A 17,693-nucleotide genomic window follows, 5' to 3' on the forward strand; every position below is an offset into this window, starting at 1 on the left:
ATCGTTCTCGCGTCGTCGGCTCCTTGTCCACTTGGGCGCCTTGGTAATGGCAGGATTTGCCTGTGGAACCCGTTGCCGCCGGCACCAACGAACCAGACGGCCTGTTCGCCCTGCCCGAGGGCGCGCGGGTCGTACGCAGACGGCGCAGTCCGGCGCGCCGATCGCGGCCGGAGATCACCTACGCTCCCGTGCCCGACCCGGTCCTCATGCCGCAGCGCTCGGTGGCCGCGCCCGTCGGGCCACCGCTGTCGGGCATGGAGGAGGTCGGCACCGGTCTGCTCGACCGGCTCGACATGATGCAGCGCGTCGCCGCCTCCGCCCCGCCCGGGCCGCTGCTCATCAACGCCGGTCCCGGCACGGGCAAGACCCACACCCTCACCCATCGCATCGCCTACCTCATCGCCGACCTCGACGTGCCCGCGCGCGAGTGCGTCGCGGTCACCCGCAGCCCTCGCGCCGCGGCGGAACTGCGCACCCGTCTCGCCGCACTCCTCGGCGAACGCGCCAAGGAGGTCACCGCCGCTCCGCTGGGCGCGCTGGCCGGCGCCGAGCCGTGGCGGCACCTGTTCGTCGACGACCTCCACGACTTCACCGAGGCCGAGTACGGCCAGCTGCGCGAGCTCGGCGGCGACGGGCAGCTCGTCTCGGCCACCGGCGACGCCGACCAGACCCTCACCGAGGGACAGCCCGACCTGCTCGAACGCTTCACCACCGAGCACACCGACACGCGCGTGTTCCGGCTGACCCGCAACTACCGCAGCCTGGAGACGATCCTGGCGACCGCCGGGCTGCTCGTCTCGCCGGTCGCGGTCGCCCGCTCGCGCCTGCTCCAGCCGGTCCGGCGGGAAACCCCCGCGTCGCCGCCGGTCCAGCGCTACGCCGCCGCCGACGAGGCCGAGGAGGCCGGCGTCGTCGCCGACATAGTCACCAGGCTGTCGCGCCTCGGTGTCCCGGCCCCTGAGATCGGCGTGCTCTGGTTCGGCGACCCGAAGCAGATCACCGGCGCCACCTCGCTGCGCCTGGCCGACGCCGTCGGGCGCGAGTTCCGGGTGGTCATCGTGCCCGGCGTCGACGCCGAGGCGGTCCCCGTCGACACCGCCAACCGCCGCCGGCTCTTCGTCGCCCTGACCAGGGCGCGCGACCTCGCCTACCTCACCCACGTGGGAAACCCCTCGCCGCTGCTGTCGGAGATGCACTCCGGGCTCGTGCGCGTCTACGGGCACGTTCCCGATGAACAGGCCAAAGGGGAGCAGCCGCGGCTGCTGTAGCCGCGTATCGGGGAGTATCGGAATTATCGAATAGTCGTCGATAGAACGGTCGACGCCGAACGATCACGCCCACTGGCTGGGCGGATTCACGCCGGTAGATGGCACACTTGCCCTCACGAGTTACCGTGTCCGCAAGACGATCCCCTCGAAGGAGACGGCAGATGTCCACGTACGGACCGCCACCTGGTGGTGGCTATGGCCAGCCGCAGGACCCGTACGGCCAGCAGCAGCCGCCGTACGGGCAGCAGCCGCCCGCCGGAGGGGGCTATGGCCAGCCCCAAGACCCTTATGGTCAGCCCCAGCAGCCGCCGCACGACCCGTATGGGCAGCCGGTGCAGCAGCCCGACCCTTATGGTCAGCCCCCCGTTTACGGGCAGCCCGACCCCTACAACCCGTCACCGGCCTCGGCGCCGCCATACGGTCCGACCTCCGCGCCCCCCTTCGGCGCCCCCGGACAGCCGTGGCAGCCGCCCGCCCCGATGCCCCCGCAGAAGAGCAGCAGCTCCGGGCCCCTCATCGCCGGACTCATCGTCCTGGTCGTGCTGGTCCTCGGTGGCGGCGCGATCTGGTTCTTCGCCTCCCAGGGCGACGACGACGGCAACAACACCGCCAACACCGGCACTTCGGCCTCCCCGACGCCCACCGACGAGGAGACCACGCCGGACGAGGAGACCACTCCTCCCCCTGACACCAGCGACCCCGTCCTCGCGCAGGAAGGCGACTGCCTCCAGGCGGTCGAACTCGACGACGGCTCCGGCTACGACGCCGAGCTGATGTCGTCGTGCAAGGAGGGCAAGGACGTCTACGTGGTCTTCGACCGCATCGACGGCGTGTACGACGAGAAGGAGTGCGACACGGCCCGTACCGAGTTCTGGTACAAGGTCCAAAGCCCCATCGGGGAGACCTTCGACGTGACGCTCTGCGCCGAGATCTACCGGGACTAGAACCGCTTCGAGGAACCGCCACCGCGAAGTCGCGGTGGCGGTTTCTCGTATACGGCTTGTCCGTAGAGTTCAGGGAAGACCCACAAAGCCCCGAAAGAGAGAGATTCATGAACCGCATGACGCGCCGGATCGCGACGATCGTGGCGGCGGGCGCCTTCGCCCTCCCCACCCTGGCCGCCTGTGGCGCGGCGGAACAGGCGGTGGACTGCGCGAACCTCACCGGAACCGTCACCGAGAGCATCGGCAGCATCGCCGGAGATCCCGCTGCTCTCAAGGACCAGGCGACCAAACTGCGCGAACAGGCGGCCGACGTCGGTGACGCCGAACTCAAAGAGGCCGTGAACACGCTCGCCGACCACTTCGACCGCCTCGCCGAACTCCAGGAGAAGGCGGCCAACGCCCCCGCCTCCTTGACGCCGGCGGAGGCCGAGGAGATGACCAAGCTCGCGGGCGACATCCCGACGCAGGCCGGCACCATCACGACGAAGTGCTCGGACGTGACCAGCTAGCGGACCGGATTTCGACGACCGCTCGCCCCTTCGCGGGGCGGGCGGTTTTTCGTGCACCTAGTCGACGAGCGCCACGACGAGAGCGGCGACGAGGAGCAGCCCGACGACGATCGCGGCGGCGACGCTGACGACGGGGCCGGCGCAGCCGGGGCGAGGGGTGCCGGCGTTGTTCTCAGGCATGGCGGCCTCCGGCGGTGCGGTCGGGCGCGCTGTCCACAGTGGCCATAGCGCAGGCTACCGCTTGTGAGGGCGCGGTGGCGGGGCTCCGGCGCGCTGTTCAGGTGAGCCGCTCGCGCAGGTGGACGTCGACGTCGTCCCCGGCGTTCTTGCCGATCGCGGTGCGGAGTTCGGCGTTGACCGGCAGCTTGTGCGTGCCGTCGCCGAGGGCCATGAAGGAGGTGGTGAAGGGGACTCCGTCGACGGTTCCGGAGACCTTCACCCGTCCGCGTGTGCCGAAGTACTCGGCGGAGCCGTCCATGACGACGTAGGTCCAGCCGCCCTTGGCGGGGCTCTGCTGCAGGGTGGCGGTGAATCGGCGGTCGATCGGGCCGGTGGTCGGTGACATCTCGGAAGACTTCCCTTCGTGGCGTGCGGCGGTCGGGTCAGTGCAGGGCGCCGACGATGGCGGCGATGAGCAGGAGCTTGAGCAGCCAGTCGCCGGCATGGATCGCGGCGGTGACCGGTGCGACCTTCTCCCAGGCGATCGAGCCGGTGAGAAGGGCGAGCGGGAAACCCGCCCAGAGCACGAGCGCCAGCGGCAGGGCGTCGGGGAGGGACAGCCGGTCGGCCTGAGCCGCGACCCAGGCGAAGACCGCGGCGACGAGCGTCGTGCGCACCAGCTCGGCGAGGATCTTCCACGCCGTCGGCCGGCCCCGGTCGAGGGCCTTGTCGCCGAGGACCTTGCGCTCGACCGGGGAGGCGATCGCGTAGTAGACGCTGCTGGCGACGAAGGCGGCTACCGCGGACAGTCCGATGCCGAGGACGATCATGGGGACTCCTTTTTAGTACGTGGCAGTACTATAACCCTGGGTTTTGCGTACTGTCCAGTACTATTAGGCGATGTCCCCGATCTCCGCTGCACGCACCCGCGGGCGCCCCGGCGGCAGCAGCGGCGCCGAGCTCCTGGCCGTCGCCCGGCAGGTGTTCCTCGCGAGCGGCTACGCCGGCGCCACCATGGACGCCGTCGCCTCCGGCGCCAAGATCTCCAAGCAGACCCTCTACCGCCACTACCCCTCGAAGGACGTGCTGTACGCCGCCGTCGTGCGCGACTGGGTCGATCAAGGACACGACCGCATGCGGCCCCACGTCCAGGCCCTCCTCGACGCCCCCGGCCTCGCCGAAGGGTTGGTGAGGCTCGCTCGCGTGATGCAGGCGGGAATCCTCAGTCCGCCGGTGCTGCAGATGCGCAAACTGGTCGCCAACGAAGCCGAACGCTTCCCCGAAGTCGCGGCGGACTACTTGGAGAGAAGCTGGAACCGCAACCAGCACATGCTCGCCGAGGCGCTGCGGGAGCTGGGCGATCGAGGGGAACTGCGGGTCGCCGACGCCGATGGGGCCGCGGTGGCCGCCGAGCAACTGACCTGGCTGGCCATCGCCGCCCCGCTGAACCGGCTGACGCTGCAGGGGGGCCGGACGGTCGGCGGGGGCAGGGACGGCGGGGAGCTGGAGGCCGTTGCGGCGGAGGCGGTGGCGACGTTCTTGGGGAGGTTCGGGGCGGGGGAGTGATGGCGAGCCGCCATGGCCCCGCCCTGCGCTCGCCCACCCCTAACCCCCCGCCGGCAGCGCCTCCAACGTCTCCAGCGCCGCCGCGAACTGCCCCGGCCGCTCCACCGGCCCGAGGTGCCCGCCCGGAACCTCCGTCAGCGGCACCCCCAACCCCACGGCCAGCGCCGCCGCCGCGCGGTAGGGCAGCTGCCCGCATGAGTCGATACCCGCGACGGGCACGAGCCTCGGCGCCACCGCGCGCAGCGCCGCGAGGTCGACGTCGTTGGTGGTGAAGGGAACGAGGATCCGTTCCAGGAACACCGGCTGCAGCGCGCTCAGTCCGGCGAACACCTCCAGCAGTTCCGGAGTCGGGGGCTCGGGGCTGGTCTCCGCGTAGCCCTCGAACCAGTCGCCGGGGTGGCGCAGCTGTGGGGCGTCGGCGATGGGCGCCAGGGTCGTCATGATCTCGGTCATGAGCCGGGCGGCCTCGCCGGGGCCTTCGGCGCGGGCGGCAGTGCGGACGGCTTCGATCGCGGTGCGCTGCCGCTCGGCGTCAGGCAGGAGGCCGAGCACGGGCGGCTCGTGGACGATCGCCAGCCGCAGGTGGTCGGGGTATCGCGTCAGCAGTTCGAGCGTGGTGATGGCGGCGGCGCTGAACGCGAAGACGGTCGGCGGCTCGTCGAAGAGAGCCTCGATGAGCCCGACGGTGTCCTCGGCGTAGACCTTCGGGCTCTGCTCACCGTGCTCGGACCCGGGCGGCGCCGAGGCCAGTCGGCTCGACATGCTCACGACGCGGTGGCGCTCGGCGAGGCGCGCGGCGAGCGCGTCGAGCACGGCTGCGTGGCCGGCGCCGCCGGGAAGGAGCAGCAGGGGTGGGCCGTCGCCCAGTTCGCGGTAGTCGATGGGGGTGCCGTTGAGGGTGAGTGTCGCGGTGTGGATGGGTCTCTCCTATCGCGGGATGTTCGACCAGTTGGTGAGGGCGTGGTGGAGGATGTCGACCGCCCGCCGCCATGAGGTGGCGAGGCTGTGGTCGGCGGTGAACCCGCCGGTGGCCTCCAGGTCGCTGAAGCCGTGCAGGGTGCTGCGCAGCAGGCGGACCGCGTCGGTGGCCTCGGGTTCGTCGAGGTCGTAGCCGCGCAGGAGGGCGTAGCAGACGCCGATGATGCGCGCGGCGGCTCCCGACTCGGTGAGTCGCTCGGGCGAAACCGGGTGCCGGGTGGCGGCGTAGCGGCCGGGATGCCCGGTCGCGTGCGCCCGGTAGGCGTCGGCGAAGGCGCACAGGGCGGAGTAGCCCGATCGCCCGGCGATGGCACCGCCGAGGGCGTCGGCCCACTCGGCGAGCGCCAGCAGTGCCACGCGCTCCTGGAGGTCGGCGAGACCCCGGATGTGGGTGTAGAGGCTGGCGTCGCGGACGCCGAAGCGTTTCGCGAGCGCCGCCAGCGTCAGGTGGTCGAAGCCGATCTCGTCGGCGAGGTCGGCGGCGGCCGACACCAGGGCGTCGGGGGTGATCCTCTCGCGGGGCATGCTTTCCTAACCTTCCTAGGGTGGCGCCTAATATACATAGGCTGCGGGATGCGGGCACACGAAAAACCCCCGTCCCAAGAGGGACGGGGGTCTGCGGAACGTGGGTGCCTAGTCGAACAGCTCCCGGAAGATGCTCTTGCGCTTGTACCCGTGCTGCCCGTGGTGCCCGTGCCGGTAACCGGCGCGCCCGTGCCGGTACTGGGGCTGCCCGTACCCGTAACCGGGCGCGGGGGGCGGGGCGTGCTGCGGGTAGGGCTGCGCCGGGTACGCCTGCCCGGGGGGCGGCGGAGGCGGGGGAGGCGGAGCCGACGCGCCGGCGGGCCGCGGCGGGGCCGCGTTGAGCCGGTTCTCGGCGTCCATGAGGTGCTCTAGTTCACCGCGGTCCAGGAAGATCCCACGACACTCGGTGCATTGGTCGATGTGGACGCCATTGCGCTCAAACTGGCGCATCCGGCCGTGGCACTTGGGGCAGGTCATCTCCATCCCACGACGGTACCTGGTCGACGCTGAGAATTGATCGCAGTGGGATCCACCACACGGCAAATGCGGCCGGATACAACAAATATCCGAATCGCGTCGCGGGCATCAGCAAGATCGCCGCGAGCAGCCCGACCGCGATCATCAGACTCACCGCGGCCCCGTCGCGCGGAGGCCGCCGCCACATCCACACGGCCATACCGGCCGCCGCGCAACCCAGCAGCACCAACGCGACCACCCGGCCGCCGTCGAACGCCGACGCGATCAGGTGCCCCGGGAAGGGACTCGCGGCCGGCGACTCCACCAGCCCGTGGCCGGTCGGGAAGGCGATGAGGTTCTCGCCGACCGCCGCGGCGTCGACCAGCACGGCCGGAAGCAGTACGAGGACGGGGATTCCCACCGCCAGGGGCACGAACCGCCGCCAGCGGCCGCTCACGATCGCGTAGACCACGAGCACCGCGAGGATCGGCCACGCCAGCAGTTTCAGCGCCGCCGCGACGCCGATGACCGCCGCCGCCCACACCCACCGGCCGGTGGACGCCAGGACCAGCGCCAGCAGCGACAGCGCGAGCACCGGCAGGTCGTCGCCGCCGGTCGCCAGCGTCAGCGCGCAGATCGGCAGCACCGTCACGGCCTGGGCCGCCCGGATCAGGCCCGACGTCGCCGCGCCCTCCCGGTACAGCAACCTCAGCGCGACCAGCACCGCCGCCAGGGTCGCCAGCGCGAACCAGATCCGCGCGTCGGCGAGCCAGGCGCCGTCGCCGAGGATCGCGCGCGGGACGCCGAAGACCGCCATCCCCGGCTGGTAGGGGTTGTAGCCGAGCAGCTGGTCGGGCAGCGCGGCGATGTCGTCGCGGCCCAGGTAGGGCGTGCCCAGGTCGAAGAGCCGGACCCCCGACTGCTCGACGACCAGCACCTCCTCCTGCGCGCGCCCGGCCGTCCCGTCGGCCCGCGACACCGCCTCGGCGATCAGCGGGAAGAAGGTCGTGGCCGCGTAGGTCGCGGCGACGATGTAGATGCGGCTGCTCAGCGCGATCGTCGGCCGCGCCAGCAGCAGCGCCGTCACCATCGCCGCCGGGAGGTAGCCGCCGAAGGCGATGCCGCCCCACACCCGGTGCGGCGTCAGCGTGGAGAAGAGCGCGGTATAGCCGGCGAACAGTGCCGATACGCCGTACAGGATGAGGTCGACGGGTAGTCCGCGCCGGGTTTCGAGTCTCCACACGGGGGCCAGTCTGCCAAGGGGGTGCTCGGCGCTCAGAGGAGGCCGCGCAGTGACGCCCGTAGATACGCCGCCATCGTGTACCCGTCGGTCACCGCTCCCGACGAGATCAGCTCCGCGAGCTCCGCCGGCGCCGCCAGCCGCACCGCGCCGATTCCTTCGGCCGCGTCGAACGCGCCGACGCCGTCGATCTCGGCGTGGAAGAGCGAGACCGGATCCGCCGACATCCCCGCGTCCACGTGCAGGGATCCCAACGGAGTGAGACACACCACCCGGGCGCTCTCCTCCGCCGAGAAGCCCGCTTCCCCGAAGCCGCGCGGGATCTCCAGGCTCCAGCCGCGCACCGCGTGCCGAAAGTGCTCGACCAGCACGATCCGGCCGCCGACTACCGGGAGGACCGCCTGGCCGGGCGCCGAGACCGCCGCGACGTCACGGATGTAGGTGCCCAGGGTCCCGTCGGGAAAGCGCACCGCGTCGCGCAGCAGGGTCAGGTACTGGTCCTCGTAGACGACACCGGTGCGCGCCAGTTCCGCCGGCCGTCCCGCTGCGTGCAGCCGCTCGGCGGTGGCGTGCTCGGCGGCGGCCGCCGACCGTGCCGACCATGTTCGCGGGCGCCGCCGTGATGTGCGCCCACAGCTGTCGCCGCCCGGTCATCTCCTCGGCTCGCTGCGGCACGACGTGCTTGCGATAGCGGCCCACGAGGTACCGATAACGGGACTGTGGCAGCGTCAGGTGCCGCATCCGGCCCATGATCGCGTCGACGCGTGACCAGGTCAGCCACTCCCCGAAGCCGGGTTCTTCGACCAGGTTCGTCGCCCGCGCGCCGACGGTGTGCCCGGAGCCCGGGCGGGCCACAGCCAGGGCCGTCTCACGGTCGGGCAGTTCCGTCTCGCTTCCCGAGGCGCCCAGAGAGGCCGCGACGATCTCGTTGTAGCAGGCGTCGACGATCCCGCGGGCCAAGCGGATCTGCCGATCCTCGACCGGATCGGCGCCGGAGCGGCCGTCGAGCAGGGTGTACCAGGCTGAGCGGCGGTCGAACAGGGACGGATCCGCCGACGAGCGGACATCCGCGTCGAGGGCCGCGAGCAGCCGCCCGCCGCCGTACAGCGCGCGGGCCCTGCCCAGTGCGGTCAGGACGCGATCGGCGAGGCCCGGGCCTTTCACCGCTCGCACGACCGTCGAAAGCCCTGTACACCGACAAAGCGGCCGTGTCGGATCGAGGACACACAATGCCCGGCGGGCGCGGCTAGCCCAACGTTCGCCGCGCCCACCGGGCCACCAGCGCGGCGGGGTGATCCCGCCGCCCGGTGGTCTCTCTACCCGGTAGTGCAGACCGCGCCGTTGACGGTGAAGGCCGACGGCGGGGTGTTCGTGCCGCTGAAGGTCGCGTTGAATCCGGCGGTGACGCTTCCGCCCGTGGCGACCGCGCGGTTCCAGTCGAGACCGCTGACGGTCACCGCGCTCCCCGACTGCGACCAGGCGGCGTTCCAGCCGCTGCTCACTGACTGTCCACTGGGGAACGAGAAGCCCAGCGACCAGTTCGTCCAGGCGGCCCCGTTGTTGGTGACCGTCACCGACCCGGTGAAGCCGCCGGCCCACTGGTTCACGACGGTGTAGCCCACGGTGCAGCCACCTGAGGGGCCACCGCCGTCGAGCGTGGTCACCGCGACGGGCGCCGACGCGGCCGAGGTCTTGCCCGACGCGTCCTTCGCCACGACGTGGAACTGGTAGGCCGTCGCCGGGGTCAGCCCGGTGAGGATCGCCGACGTGCCGCCGACCGAGGCGACCTTCACCGGCGGTGCCGCGACGCGGAAGACGTCGTAACCGGTGACGCCGACGTCATCCGTGGACGCCGCCCACGTCAGGGTCGCGCCGGTGCTCCCCACATTGGACGCCGACGGCGTGCCCGGCGTGGTCGGGGGCGAGGCGTCGGGGGCCGACGGGCCGGGCTCGGTGCCCCAGATGCGCTCGGCGCCCGAGTAGAGCGGGATCCGCTGCACCGTGACGGGCGTGGTGCCCGGCGTGGTCGCGACGCCCTGGTAGGACCAGTCGTCCGACGGATCCCACGTGCCGCTGCTGGCGATCCGGAACTGCACCTCGGCCCGGTGCTGGGACTGCCCGCTCGGCGAGATCAGCCGCGACGAGCAGTCGATCTCGACGTAGTACACCTTCCCGGCCTGCAAGGTCGGGCCGGTCGGCGGGGAGCACTGGTTGTAGTTCGCGGTGACCGTGATCTGCGCGGCCGTGGTCGATCCGTCGAGGGTGAAGTAGTACCGGAACTTCCCGGCGACCAGCGCGCGGGCGGGCCAGGCCGAGCGGTTGACGACGTAGGCCTTGATCTCGGTGAAGCCGCTGCTCGCCGCGTTCACCGAGGCCTGCGTGTAGATCTCGGGCCCGTCGGGGGTCTCGGCGACCGGGAAGTTCGTCAGCGGTGTTCCGCCGTACTCGCCGTAGAGCCGGGCCACGGCGCTGGTGAAACCGGCGTTGTAGTCGGTGGCGACCTCGTTCATGACGTAGTTGTCGCGCGAGTCGGTGTACTGGTCGTTGGCCGCCGATGGCCCGCCGACGAGCGCCCCGACGAGATTGTGGCGCGACTGCACGGGCTCGTTGATGTTGTCGCTCCACGACCCGTGGGCGGTGCGGTGGTGGGGGTTCTTCGGCGGGTTGGCGCCGAATCCCATGAGGTACGAGGAGTTGCGGGGGTTGTCGCCGAGGATGTAGTCGATCTGCCCGACGGCGAAGTCGTGGTAGCGGGCCTTGCGTGCGGCGTCGGTGGTCCAGTCGCCGTACACGAGGGCCGCGAAGGCGGTGTTGGCCGCGTACCGCAGCGATCCCCAGGTGTCCAGAACCGCCTGCCCGCCGGGAGAGTAGGGGACGCGGGCGCCGTTGACGCCGACGGTCCAGTAGTCGAGCCAGCGGTTGGCGTCCTCGACGTAGGCCTGCTTGCCGGTCAGCTTCGCCAGCAGCACGTAGGCGCCGTAGCTCTTGTCGTCCCAGGCGATCGTCCACTTGAACGACTTGATCGGCTGCTGCGGCTCGGTTCCGAGGTTGGCGTAGCCCGCCTCGGCCTTGGCCAGGTAGGACGACTCGCCGGTCGCGCGGTGCAGCCAGATCGCGCCCCACACGAGCTCGTCGTTGTAGCCGCTCCAGGAGCGGTAGTAGCCGCCGGCGTCGGTGATGCAGTCGCTGTACTTGCCGCGGTAGGTGTCGGCGAAGGTGTAGAGCTGCCGCGCGTGGGTGAGCAGGGTCGCCGAGTAGGACGGATCGCTCTGCTTGAACACGATCGCGATCGCCGCCAGCGCCGCCGCCGTCTCACCGGCGAGGTCGCTGCCCGGGCAGCTCGCGTCGATCTTGTACGCCGGGCGGGCCATCCGCATCGCCTCGGCCGGGCCCCACCAGCCGTGGTCGGCGCCGCCGTTGCCGACCTGTCCGTAAAGGACGTTCGGCGAGGGGTGCGCCTTGACGAAGTAGTCGGCGACGAAGCGCAGGTTGTTGCGCAGGTGCGTCGCCTGGCCGGAGTTGGTGTAGGCCTGCGGGTACTCCACGGCGCCCCAGGCGAGCATCGTCGCCGAGAACGCCATCGGGAGACCGAACTTCACGTGGTCGCCGGCGTCGAACCAGCCGCCGGTCAGGTCGAGCCCGACGTCGGATCCGTCCGCCGGTGCCGAATCCCCGCGCCAGCCCACCCGGTTCCACGACGGGAGCTCGCCGGCCTGCTGCGCCTCGTAGAAGAGCAGCGACTTCTGCAGTGCCTCGGCGTAGTTGTAGTCGCCGGCGGCCCGTGCCGGGGCGGTGCCGGTGATGACGGACAGGACGGACGCTAAGAGCGCGGCGGCCACCACCGCGGCCAGGCGCCGGATCGCTTTACCCACAACGGACTCCTCGGGGGTGGGGGGCGCGGCGGCGGGAGAGGCTTCGCCGCCGCGCCCCGAAGGTGCGAATCAGGTCAGGCTGACGGGAACAGCCGGGCGTACTCGGCCAGTGCGACCGCGATGTCGGCTTGCGCCCAGAACCGGTGGTAGGTGAACTCGGGCACCTGTCCGGTGTCGAGGTAGTTCTGCACCTTCGACCACTGCGGATCGTCGTGGTACCACGAACGGATCGACTCGAAGGTCGAGCCGGGGGCGATCGGGTCGCCGTTGTTCATGGTTCCGCTCCAGCCGCTGGGGATGAACAGTCCCTGCTGGTTGGAGGACGACCACACGTCGTCGAAGCGGTTGTAGTCCTTGCGCTGCTCGGGAAGCGCGATCCCGATGGGGTCGGAGTAGTTGTTCCACATGCCGTCCAGGAGCGCCTTGGCCATCGTCGCCGCCGCCGTGTTGCCCGACTCCGCCGCGTAGAACGTCAGGGTCTTGGCGTAGGCCGCGGTGACGCCGACGTCCTGTGTCGTGGCGGTCACGTCGACGTGCAGGTTGGCGTTGGTGCCGGGGCTTGCGGCGTTCCACTTGTCCGGGACACCGGTCCAGGTCAGCGTCGACGGAACCGCGTAGGTGCCGTCGGCGTTGATCGTCGTCTCCGACATGGCCCAGGCGACCCACTTGTCGAGGACCGTCTTGGCCTGCGCCTTGAGGGTGGCATCCGTTGTGGCGTAGTAGAACTCGGCGACCCGGCCCATCGACCAGGCCTGCATGCCGAACCACTCGCTGCTCGGCGGGTCGTGGTAGACCGGCTGCCAGTCGAAGAACATCCCGTAGAAGGTGTTCGTCCGCACCTCGGCCGGGGGAGTGCCGTAGCGGCCCGCCCAGCTGTTGGTCGCGCCACCGGCGATGGCGCCCTCGGAGGTCTGCAGCCAGCGGTAGAACTCGAGCTGCCGCTTGAGGCTGGCGGTCCAGTCGTTGACGGCGTTGGTGCCCGACTTCGGTTTCAGCTCGGGAACCGTCGACAGCGCCATGGCCGCCAGCGGGTTCTGGTACCCGAAGTGGTTGTAGCTCGACCCGATGCGCCAGGCCCAGCCGCCGTCGGTGGCACCGCCCCACGAGTAGTACCAGGACAGCAGGTAGTGCGAGGCGTCGCGGCCGGTGCCGGCCGGGCAGGTGGTCGGGCCGACGCAGTCGCCGATCTTCTTGAAGTACTTGTCGAACATCGAGTAGCGCAGGTAGTCGCCCATCTTGGCGGCCTTGCCGACCGTCGAGGAGATCGACGACTCCTTGCCCTGCGCCTTGGCCCATTCCAGCGCCCAGTAGGCGGCCTGGACGGCGCGCGCGTCGGCGTCGGGGGCGTTGGTGTAGCGCCACTGCTTGGCGTAGGCGGCGTCATCGGTGAACAGGTCGAGGAAGCCGTTGGTGCCGCCGTCGGTGAAGGTCTCGCACGAGGGGTGCGGAACGGTCTCCCAGACCGACTCCTGCGGACCGCGCTGGAAGGTGTTGATGTACGACGGGCTGGTCGTGCCGTCACCGCAACGCCCGTAGCCGTAGCGGTTGTCGACGTCGAGGATCCAGTGCATGCCGTAGATGTCGGAGCTGCCGTAGGCGGACTTGAGCTCGTTCATCAGCGGGTCGGAGCCCACGGCCACGCCGTTGTCCAGCGGGGTCGGGTACTCGCTGGGCTGGTCGAACTCGGGCGCGTAGGTCGCCGGGTCCGAGGGGTTGTAGGTCGCCGCGCCCGGCTGGTCGGCCGCCGACGGGATGATGTACTTCTCCATCGAGGCCCAGGCCTCGTTGAAGCGCGTCCAGTCCTGCGTGACCCTGCCGTAGGAGGCTTCCAGGAGAAGCCAGTAGCTGAAGGCCTCCGAGGTCGTGACGTGCCCGTAGTCGGGCGCCTCGACGATCAGGGTCTCCACCGAGTGGTAGGGGATCGGCGGGTTGTGCGAGCTGAAGTACCCGTTGGCGGGGTTCTTGATCTTCGCGTAGAGGTCCAGGAAGCGCTGTGCGTACTGGGCCTGGTCGTTGTCGAGCTCGGTCGCCTTGACCGTCCCGGCGGTGTGGCCGCTCGCGGTGAAGGCGAAGTCGGCCGTGCCGTTGACCTGGTCGGCGTCCTCGGCCGCCTGTAGCGTCACCGCCTGGTTGGCGCTCCAGGTCGCCGTGGTGAACGTCAGCGACGCCGGCGTGGCCGTCACGTTGGTGTCCCCGGCCGAACGCGCGACCGCGACCGTGACGTTGCCGGCCGGCTGCGCCGACAGGTGCACGTTGACGGCGGCCGAGGCGCCCTCGGCGACGTTGACCGCCGCCGGACTGACCACGATGGACGGACCGGTGTTCGCGGTGACGGTGATGTCCACAGGGGACGACGCCCCGGTGTTGCCGGCGTTGTCGGTGGCCCGTGCGACCAGCACGTGCGCGCCGACCGGCGCGCCGGACCAGGTCGCCTGGTAGGGCGCGGAGTTGTCGGTGCCGATGAGGGTGTTACCGGCGTAGAACGAGACGCCGGCGACCGTGCCGTCGGCGTCGGCCGCCGTGGCCGCGACCGGGATCGCCTGTCCGGCGGTGAACGTGGAGTCGTCGGCCGGGGAGGTGATGGCGACCGTCGGTGCCGTGCCGGCGCCGCCGCAGGAGGTCCCGTTGACCGAGAAGGCCGTGGGCTTGGGGTTGGCCGTGCCGAAGGTGCCCTGGAAGCCGATCGTCACCGAGGCGCCGGTGGCGAGGTTGCGGTTCCAGTCGAGGGCGTCGGCGGTGACGGTCTGCCCGCTCTGCGCCCAGGTCGCGCTCCAGCCGTTGCTGAGCCGCTGTGCGGCGTCGGGGAAGCCGTAGGAGAGGCGCCAGCCGCTCCACGCGTCGCCCTTGTTGGTGACGGTGAGTTCGGCGACGAAACCGCCGGACCACTGGTTGAGGATCTTGTAGTCGACCGCGCAGGCCGGTGCTGCGGCCGCCGGTGCCGCCGCCAGCGTCGTCGTGCCGAGGATGACGGCGATGACCGCGATGATGCGGGTTCCGCTCCACTTGCGGAACCGCGACAGGCGGGCGGTTAAGCCACCGCGCCCAGCACGTTTTGGGGTACGTCTCACGGCTGGTTCCCTTCACAGGATTGGGGATTAGCCGGACGGGCGCCCGCGGCGGCCAAAGCCGGTGCCGAAGGCCGACGTTGACGCCCGTCCGTGTGGGAGCGCTCCCAGCAGGGTTTCAGATCGGTAACGCGACTGTCAAGGGTCAGTTACGCGGAAATCAGCGTCTTGACTACCCACTGGTAAAGACCCAGGTAGTTAAGGGATCAATCACAGAAGGGTAACGATCAAGGCTTCGGGGTTTTACCTTTTCGTTTCGGCGGTCTACGTTGTTTGGGAGCGCTCCCACGCACCTGATGAGATCCATGACGCGCCCCCGGCCGCTCGGTCGGAGGCGCTGTTTCCCCTGCCCAGCAACGGATCGACAAAGGACGAACAAGCCATGCAGACCAACTTCGGCCGCAGTCGGCGAGCGCTGCTCGCGGCGACCCTCGCGGCGACGATCGCCGCGGGAACCGTCGCCTGCTCAGACGACAAGGGCGGCGACGCCGGCGGCGACGTCACCCTCGTGCTCAACACCTTCGGCGGCGGTGCCGCGTTCGCCTACGACGACGTGATTCCCGAGTTCGAGGCCGCCAACCCCGGCATCAAGGTGGACTACCGGATCGTGTCGGAACGCTTCGACGACCAGTTCCGCCCGCAGCTCCTTCAGTGGCTGGAGGCCGGAAGCGGCGCCGGCGACGTGGTCGGCATCGAGGAGCAGGGCATCGGCGAGCTGATGGCGCTGCCCGAGTACTGGACCGACCTGGCCCAGTACGGCCTCGACGCCCGTAAGTCGGACTTCCCGGAGTGGAAGTGGAACCTCGGCCTCGACGCCGACGGCAAGCTCGCCGCGCTCGGGACCGACGTCGGCGGCATGGCCATGTGCTACCGCAAGGACCTTTTCGAGAAGGCCGGTCTGCCCACCGATCGCGACGAGGTCAGTGCCCTGTGGCCGACCTGGGACGAGTTCACCAAGATCGGGGAGTCGTTCAAGGGCAAGGCCGGTGACGCCAAGTTCATCGACAGCCCGAACACGATCTACAACGTGCGGATGATCCAGGAGGCGGGCGTCGCCGACGGCCTGACCTACTTCGACAAGCAGGGCGGCTACGTCCTCGACAAGACCCCCGCGGTGAAGACCTCCTTCGACTACGTCATGGAGCTGCAGAACAAGGGCCTGCTCGCGGGTCTGCGCAACTGGAGCGACGAGTGGAACGCGGGCATGCGCTCGGGCGGTTTCGCCACCATCGGCTGTCCTTCGTGGATGCTCGGCGTTATCCAGGGCAACTCCGGTGAGGAGAACAAGGGCAACTGGGACGTGGCCGCGGTTCCCGGCGGCAGCGGCAACTGGGGCGGTTCCTGGCTCGGTGTTCCGACGCAGAGCGAGCACCCCGAGGAGGCCGCGAAGCTGGTCGAGTTCCTGACCAACAAGCAGGGCCAGATCGGCGCCTTCAAGAAGGGCGGGAACTTCCCGAGCTCGGTGTCGGGTTCGACCGACCCCGAGGTCAAGACCGCGGCGAACGCCTACTTCAGCGAGGCCCCGACCGGGGAGATCTTCGGTAACTCGGTGGCGTCGTTCAAGCCGGTCTACTTCGGCAAGTACCACTCGGCGGTGCGCGCGGTCGTCGAGGAGGTGATCCTCGGGATCGTCGAGGGCACCTACACGCAGGCCGAGGGCTGGGACGAGTTCACCAAGCAGGGCAAGCAGGTCGTCGACGAGATGGGCGGCTGACCGATACGGCCGCCCGGCCCGCCGTGACATCGACTCCGGCGGGCTGGGCGGTACCACGTCCGTTCCTTGCGTGAAAGGCAAGTCTGCCAATGACCACCGCCGCCCCGCCCGTTCCAGCGGTGCCGAAACCGGCCCGCAGCCGGCTGCTGCGCTTCGAACAGCGCGGCATGCCCTACGCCCTGATCTCGCCGTACTTCCTGCTCTTCGCGGTCTTCGGACTCTTCCCGCTGGGCTTCACGCTCTGGGTGTCGCTGCACCGCTGGCGCCTGGCCGGTGAGAAGGAGTGGGTGGGTTTCGACAACTACGCGTTCCTGCTGACCAACGAGCGCTTCTGGAACGCCACCGGCAACACCCTGGGCATCTTCGTGATGTCGACGATCCCGCAGCTGCTGCTGGCGCTGGCGATCGCGAGCGCGCTGAACAAGCGGATGCGCTTTCGGCTGGCGATCCGGCTGGGGATCCTGCTGCCGATGGTGACCTCGGTGGTCGCCGTGGCGGTGGTGTTCAGTCACCTGTACGGGACCGAGTTCGGCCTGTTCAACTGGCTGCTGAACCTGGTCGGTGTGGACAACATCAACTGGCGCGCCGACAAGCTGCCGTCGTGGTTCGCGATCTCGTCGATGATCGACTGGCGCTGGACGGGCTACAACGCGATCATCTTCCTGGCGGCGATGCAGACCATTCCGCGCGACCTCTACGAGGCCGCGGCGATCGACGGCGCCTCGCCCCGGCGGCAGTTCTGGCAGATCACCGTGCCGCAGTTGCGGCCCATCATCATCTTCACCGTCTTCGTGTCCACCATGGGTGGGCTGACGCTGTTCGCGGAGCCGACGATGTTCGGCTCGGGCCTCTACGGCGGCGGTACGGCGGGGCAGTTCCAGACGGTGGCGATGTACATCGTGCAGGCCTTCAGGCAGCGCAACAACTACGGCCTGGCCGCCGCGGCGGCGTGGCTGCTGTTCCTGATGATCCTGATCGTGGCTTTGATCAACTACCTGTTCGTCAACCGCATCCGGGGGTCGCGATGAGCGCCGTGGCACGGCTGGGGACCGCCGGCCGCAGGCGCACCGCGACCTGGAACGGACCGCGGTTGGTGGCCGGTGGGATCCGGTTCCCCTTCTCGGAGGTGACGCTCCGGCGACCGGATCCCGCCGGCGGTTCTCCGGGACGCGACGACGACGGTGGCGGCGGCGCGGCCGATCGTCCGTCGCGCCCCGGTTTCCTCGCCCTTCCGCGCGGCTTCGACGCGATGCTTCGCCGTCTGTCGACCGCCTTCGCCACCGAGACCCACCGGAGCCCGCGTTGACCAGCACGATCGCCAGCCGCGCGACCAGCGGCAAGCCCCCGAGTCCGGCACCGACTCCCACCGACGCGGAGCGGTTCCGGCGCGGGGGCGC

18 protein-coding genes are annotated in these 17,693 nt (G+C 70.2%); 7 read left to right on the forward strand and 11 right to left on the reverse strand.

The window, feature by feature from the left end:
* The first annotated feature begins 62 nt into the window (after positions 1 to 62).
* The 3 genes from AB0I28_RS28315 (at position 63) to AB0I28_RS28325 (ending at position 2,721) form a co-directional block, all read left to right on the forward strand.
* Complete coding sequence (locus tag AB0I28_RS28315) at positions 63 to 1,268, forward strand: UvrD-helicase domain-containing protein (RefSeq protein WP_357498337.1); 1,206 nt, start codon at positions 63 to 65, stop codon at positions 1,266 to 1,268.
* A gap of 161 nt (positions 1,269 to 1,429) precedes the next feature.
* Complete coding sequence (locus tag AB0I28_RS28320; protein WP_357498339.1) at positions 1,430 to 2,212, forward strand: hypothetical protein; 783 nt, start codon at positions 1,430 to 1,432, stop codon at positions 2,210 to 2,212.
* 107 nt (positions 2,213 to 2,319) lie between these two features.
* Positions 2,320 to 2,721 carry a hypothetical protein gene (locus tag AB0I28_RS28325; RefSeq protein ID WP_357498341.1) on the forward strand — a complete coding sequence of 134 codons (402 nt, stop codon included), beginning with the start codon at positions 2,320 to 2,322 and terminating at the stop codon, positions 2,719 to 2,721.
* A gap of 57 nt (positions 2,722 to 2,778) precedes the next feature.
* On the opposite strand, the gene AB0I28_RS28330 is transcribed toward AB0I28_RS28325, so the two are convergent.
* From AB0I28_RS28330 to AB0I28_RS28340, 3 genes are all read right to left on the reverse strand, one after another.
* Positions 2,779 to 2,901, reverse strand: coding sequence for a hypothetical protein (locus tag AB0I28_RS28330; RefSeq protein WP_357498343.1), 123 nt, complete (start codon positions 2,899 to 2,901; stop codon positions 2,779 to 2,781).
* Positions 2,902 to 2,998: 97 nt separating this feature from the next.
* Positions 2,999 to 3,286, reverse strand: a complete 288-nt coding sequence (locus AB0I28_RS28335) for a DUF1905 domain-containing protein (RefSeq protein ID WP_357498345.1) — start codon at positions 3,284 to 3,286, stop codon at positions 2,999 to 3,001.
* A gap of 37 nt (positions 3,287 to 3,323) precedes the next feature.
* Entirely contained in the window at positions 3,324 to 3,710 is a 387-nt protein-coding gene (locus AB0I28_RS28340; protein WP_357498347.1) for a DUF1761 domain-containing protein, read from the reverse strand.
* A gap of 70 nt (positions 3,711 to 3,780) precedes the next feature.
* Between AB0I28_RS28340 and AB0I28_RS28345 the strand changes: the two genes are divergently transcribed.
* On the forward strand, positions 3,781 to 4,446 hold the full coding sequence (locus AB0I28_RS28345) for a TetR/AcrR family transcriptional regulator (protein WP_357498349.1): 666 nt from the start codon (positions 3,781 to 3,783) through the stop codon (positions 4,444 to 4,446).
* A 39-nt stretch (positions 4,447 to 4,485) separates the two neighbouring features.
* On the opposite strand, the gene AB0I28_RS28350 is transcribed toward AB0I28_RS28345, so the two are convergent.
* From AB0I28_RS28350 to AB0I28_RS28385, 8 genes are all read right to left on the reverse strand, one after another.
* Complete coding sequence (locus AB0I28_RS28350) at positions 4,486 to 5,259, reverse strand: alpha/beta hydrolase (RefSeq protein ID WP_357498351.1); 774 nt, start codon at positions 5,257 to 5,259, stop codon at positions 4,486 to 4,488.
* A gap of 114 nt (positions 5,260 to 5,373) precedes the next feature.
* Positions 5,374 to 5,949 carry a WHG domain-containing protein gene (locus AB0I28_RS28355; protein WP_357498353.1) on the reverse strand — a complete coding sequence of 192 codons (576 nt, stop codon included), beginning with the start codon at positions 5,947 to 5,949 and terminating at the stop codon, positions 5,374 to 5,376.
* Positions 5,950 to 6,057: 108 nt separating this feature from the next.
* Positions 6,058 to 6,432, reverse strand: a complete 375-nt coding sequence (locus AB0I28_RS28360; protein ID WP_357498355.1) for a zf-TFIIB domain-containing protein — start codon at positions 6,430 to 6,432, stop codon at positions 6,058 to 6,060.
* Positions 6,386 to 7,648, reverse strand: coding sequence for a glycosyltransferase 87 family protein (locus AB0I28_RS28365; RefSeq protein WP_357498357.1), 1,263 nt, complete (start codon positions 7,646 to 7,648; stop codon positions 6,386 to 6,388). The genes AB0I28_RS28360 and AB0I28_RS28365 overlap by 47 nt, the downstream gene beginning before the upstream one ends.
* A 32-nt stretch (positions 7,649 to 7,680) precedes the next feature.
* On the reverse strand, positions 7,681 to 8,115 hold the full coding sequence (locus tag AB0I28_RS28370; RefSeq protein ID WP_357498359.1) for an NUDIX hydrolase: 435 nt from the start codon (positions 8,113 to 8,115) through the stop codon (positions 7,681 to 7,683).
* A complete protein-coding gene (locus AB0I28_RS28375) occupies positions 8,075 to 8,818 on the reverse strand; it encodes a hypothetical protein (RefSeq protein WP_357498361.1) in 744 nt (247 codons plus the stop codon). Before AB0I28_RS28375 ends, AB0I28_RS28370 begins: the two co-directional genes overlap by 41 nt.
* A 143-nt stretch (positions 8,819 to 8,961) precedes the next feature.
* Complete coding sequence (locus AB0I28_RS28380) at positions 8,962 to 11,484, reverse strand: glycoside hydrolase family 9 protein (protein ID WP_357498778.1); 2,523 nt, start codon at positions 11,482 to 11,484, stop codon at positions 8,962 to 8,964.
* Between the two features lie 107 nt (positions 11,485 to 11,591).
* Positions 11,592 to 14,585 (reverse strand): glycoside hydrolase family 48 protein, encoded by a 2,994-nt coding sequence (locus AB0I28_RS28385; protein WP_357498363.1) that lies wholly within the window; start codon positions 14,583 to 14,585, stop codon positions 11,592 to 11,594.
* Positions 14,586 to 14,964: 379 nt separating this feature from the next.
* Between AB0I28_RS28385 and AB0I28_RS28390 the strand changes: the two genes are divergently transcribed.
* The 3 genes from AB0I28_RS28390 (at position 14,965) to AB0I28_RS28400 (ending at position 17,602) form a co-directional block, all read left to right on the forward strand.
* Positions 14,965 to 16,296 carry an extracellular solute-binding protein gene (locus AB0I28_RS28390; RefSeq protein WP_357498365.1) on the forward strand — a complete coding sequence of 444 codons (1,332 nt, stop codon included), beginning with the start codon at positions 14,965 to 14,967 and terminating at the stop codon, positions 16,294 to 16,296.
* Positions 16,297 to 16,385: 89 nt separating this feature from the next.
* Positions 16,386 to 17,324, forward strand: coding sequence for a sugar ABC transporter permease (locus tag AB0I28_RS28395; protein ID WP_357498367.1), 939 nt, complete (start codon positions 16,386 to 16,388; stop codon positions 17,322 to 17,324).
* On the forward strand, positions 17,321 to 17,602 hold the full coding sequence (locus AB0I28_RS28400) for a hypothetical protein (RefSeq protein WP_357498369.1): 282 nt from the start codon (positions 17,321 to 17,323) through the stop codon (positions 17,600 to 17,602). Before AB0I28_RS28395 ends, AB0I28_RS28400 begins: the two co-directional genes overlap by 4 nt.
* Positions 17,603 to 17,693 lie beyond the last annotated feature (91 nt).

The organism is Phytomonospora sp. NPDC050363 (genome assembly GCF_040655735.1).
Taxonomy (GTDB): domain Bacteria; phylum Actinomycetota; class Actinomycetes; order Mycobacteriales; family Micromonosporaceae; genus Phytomonospora.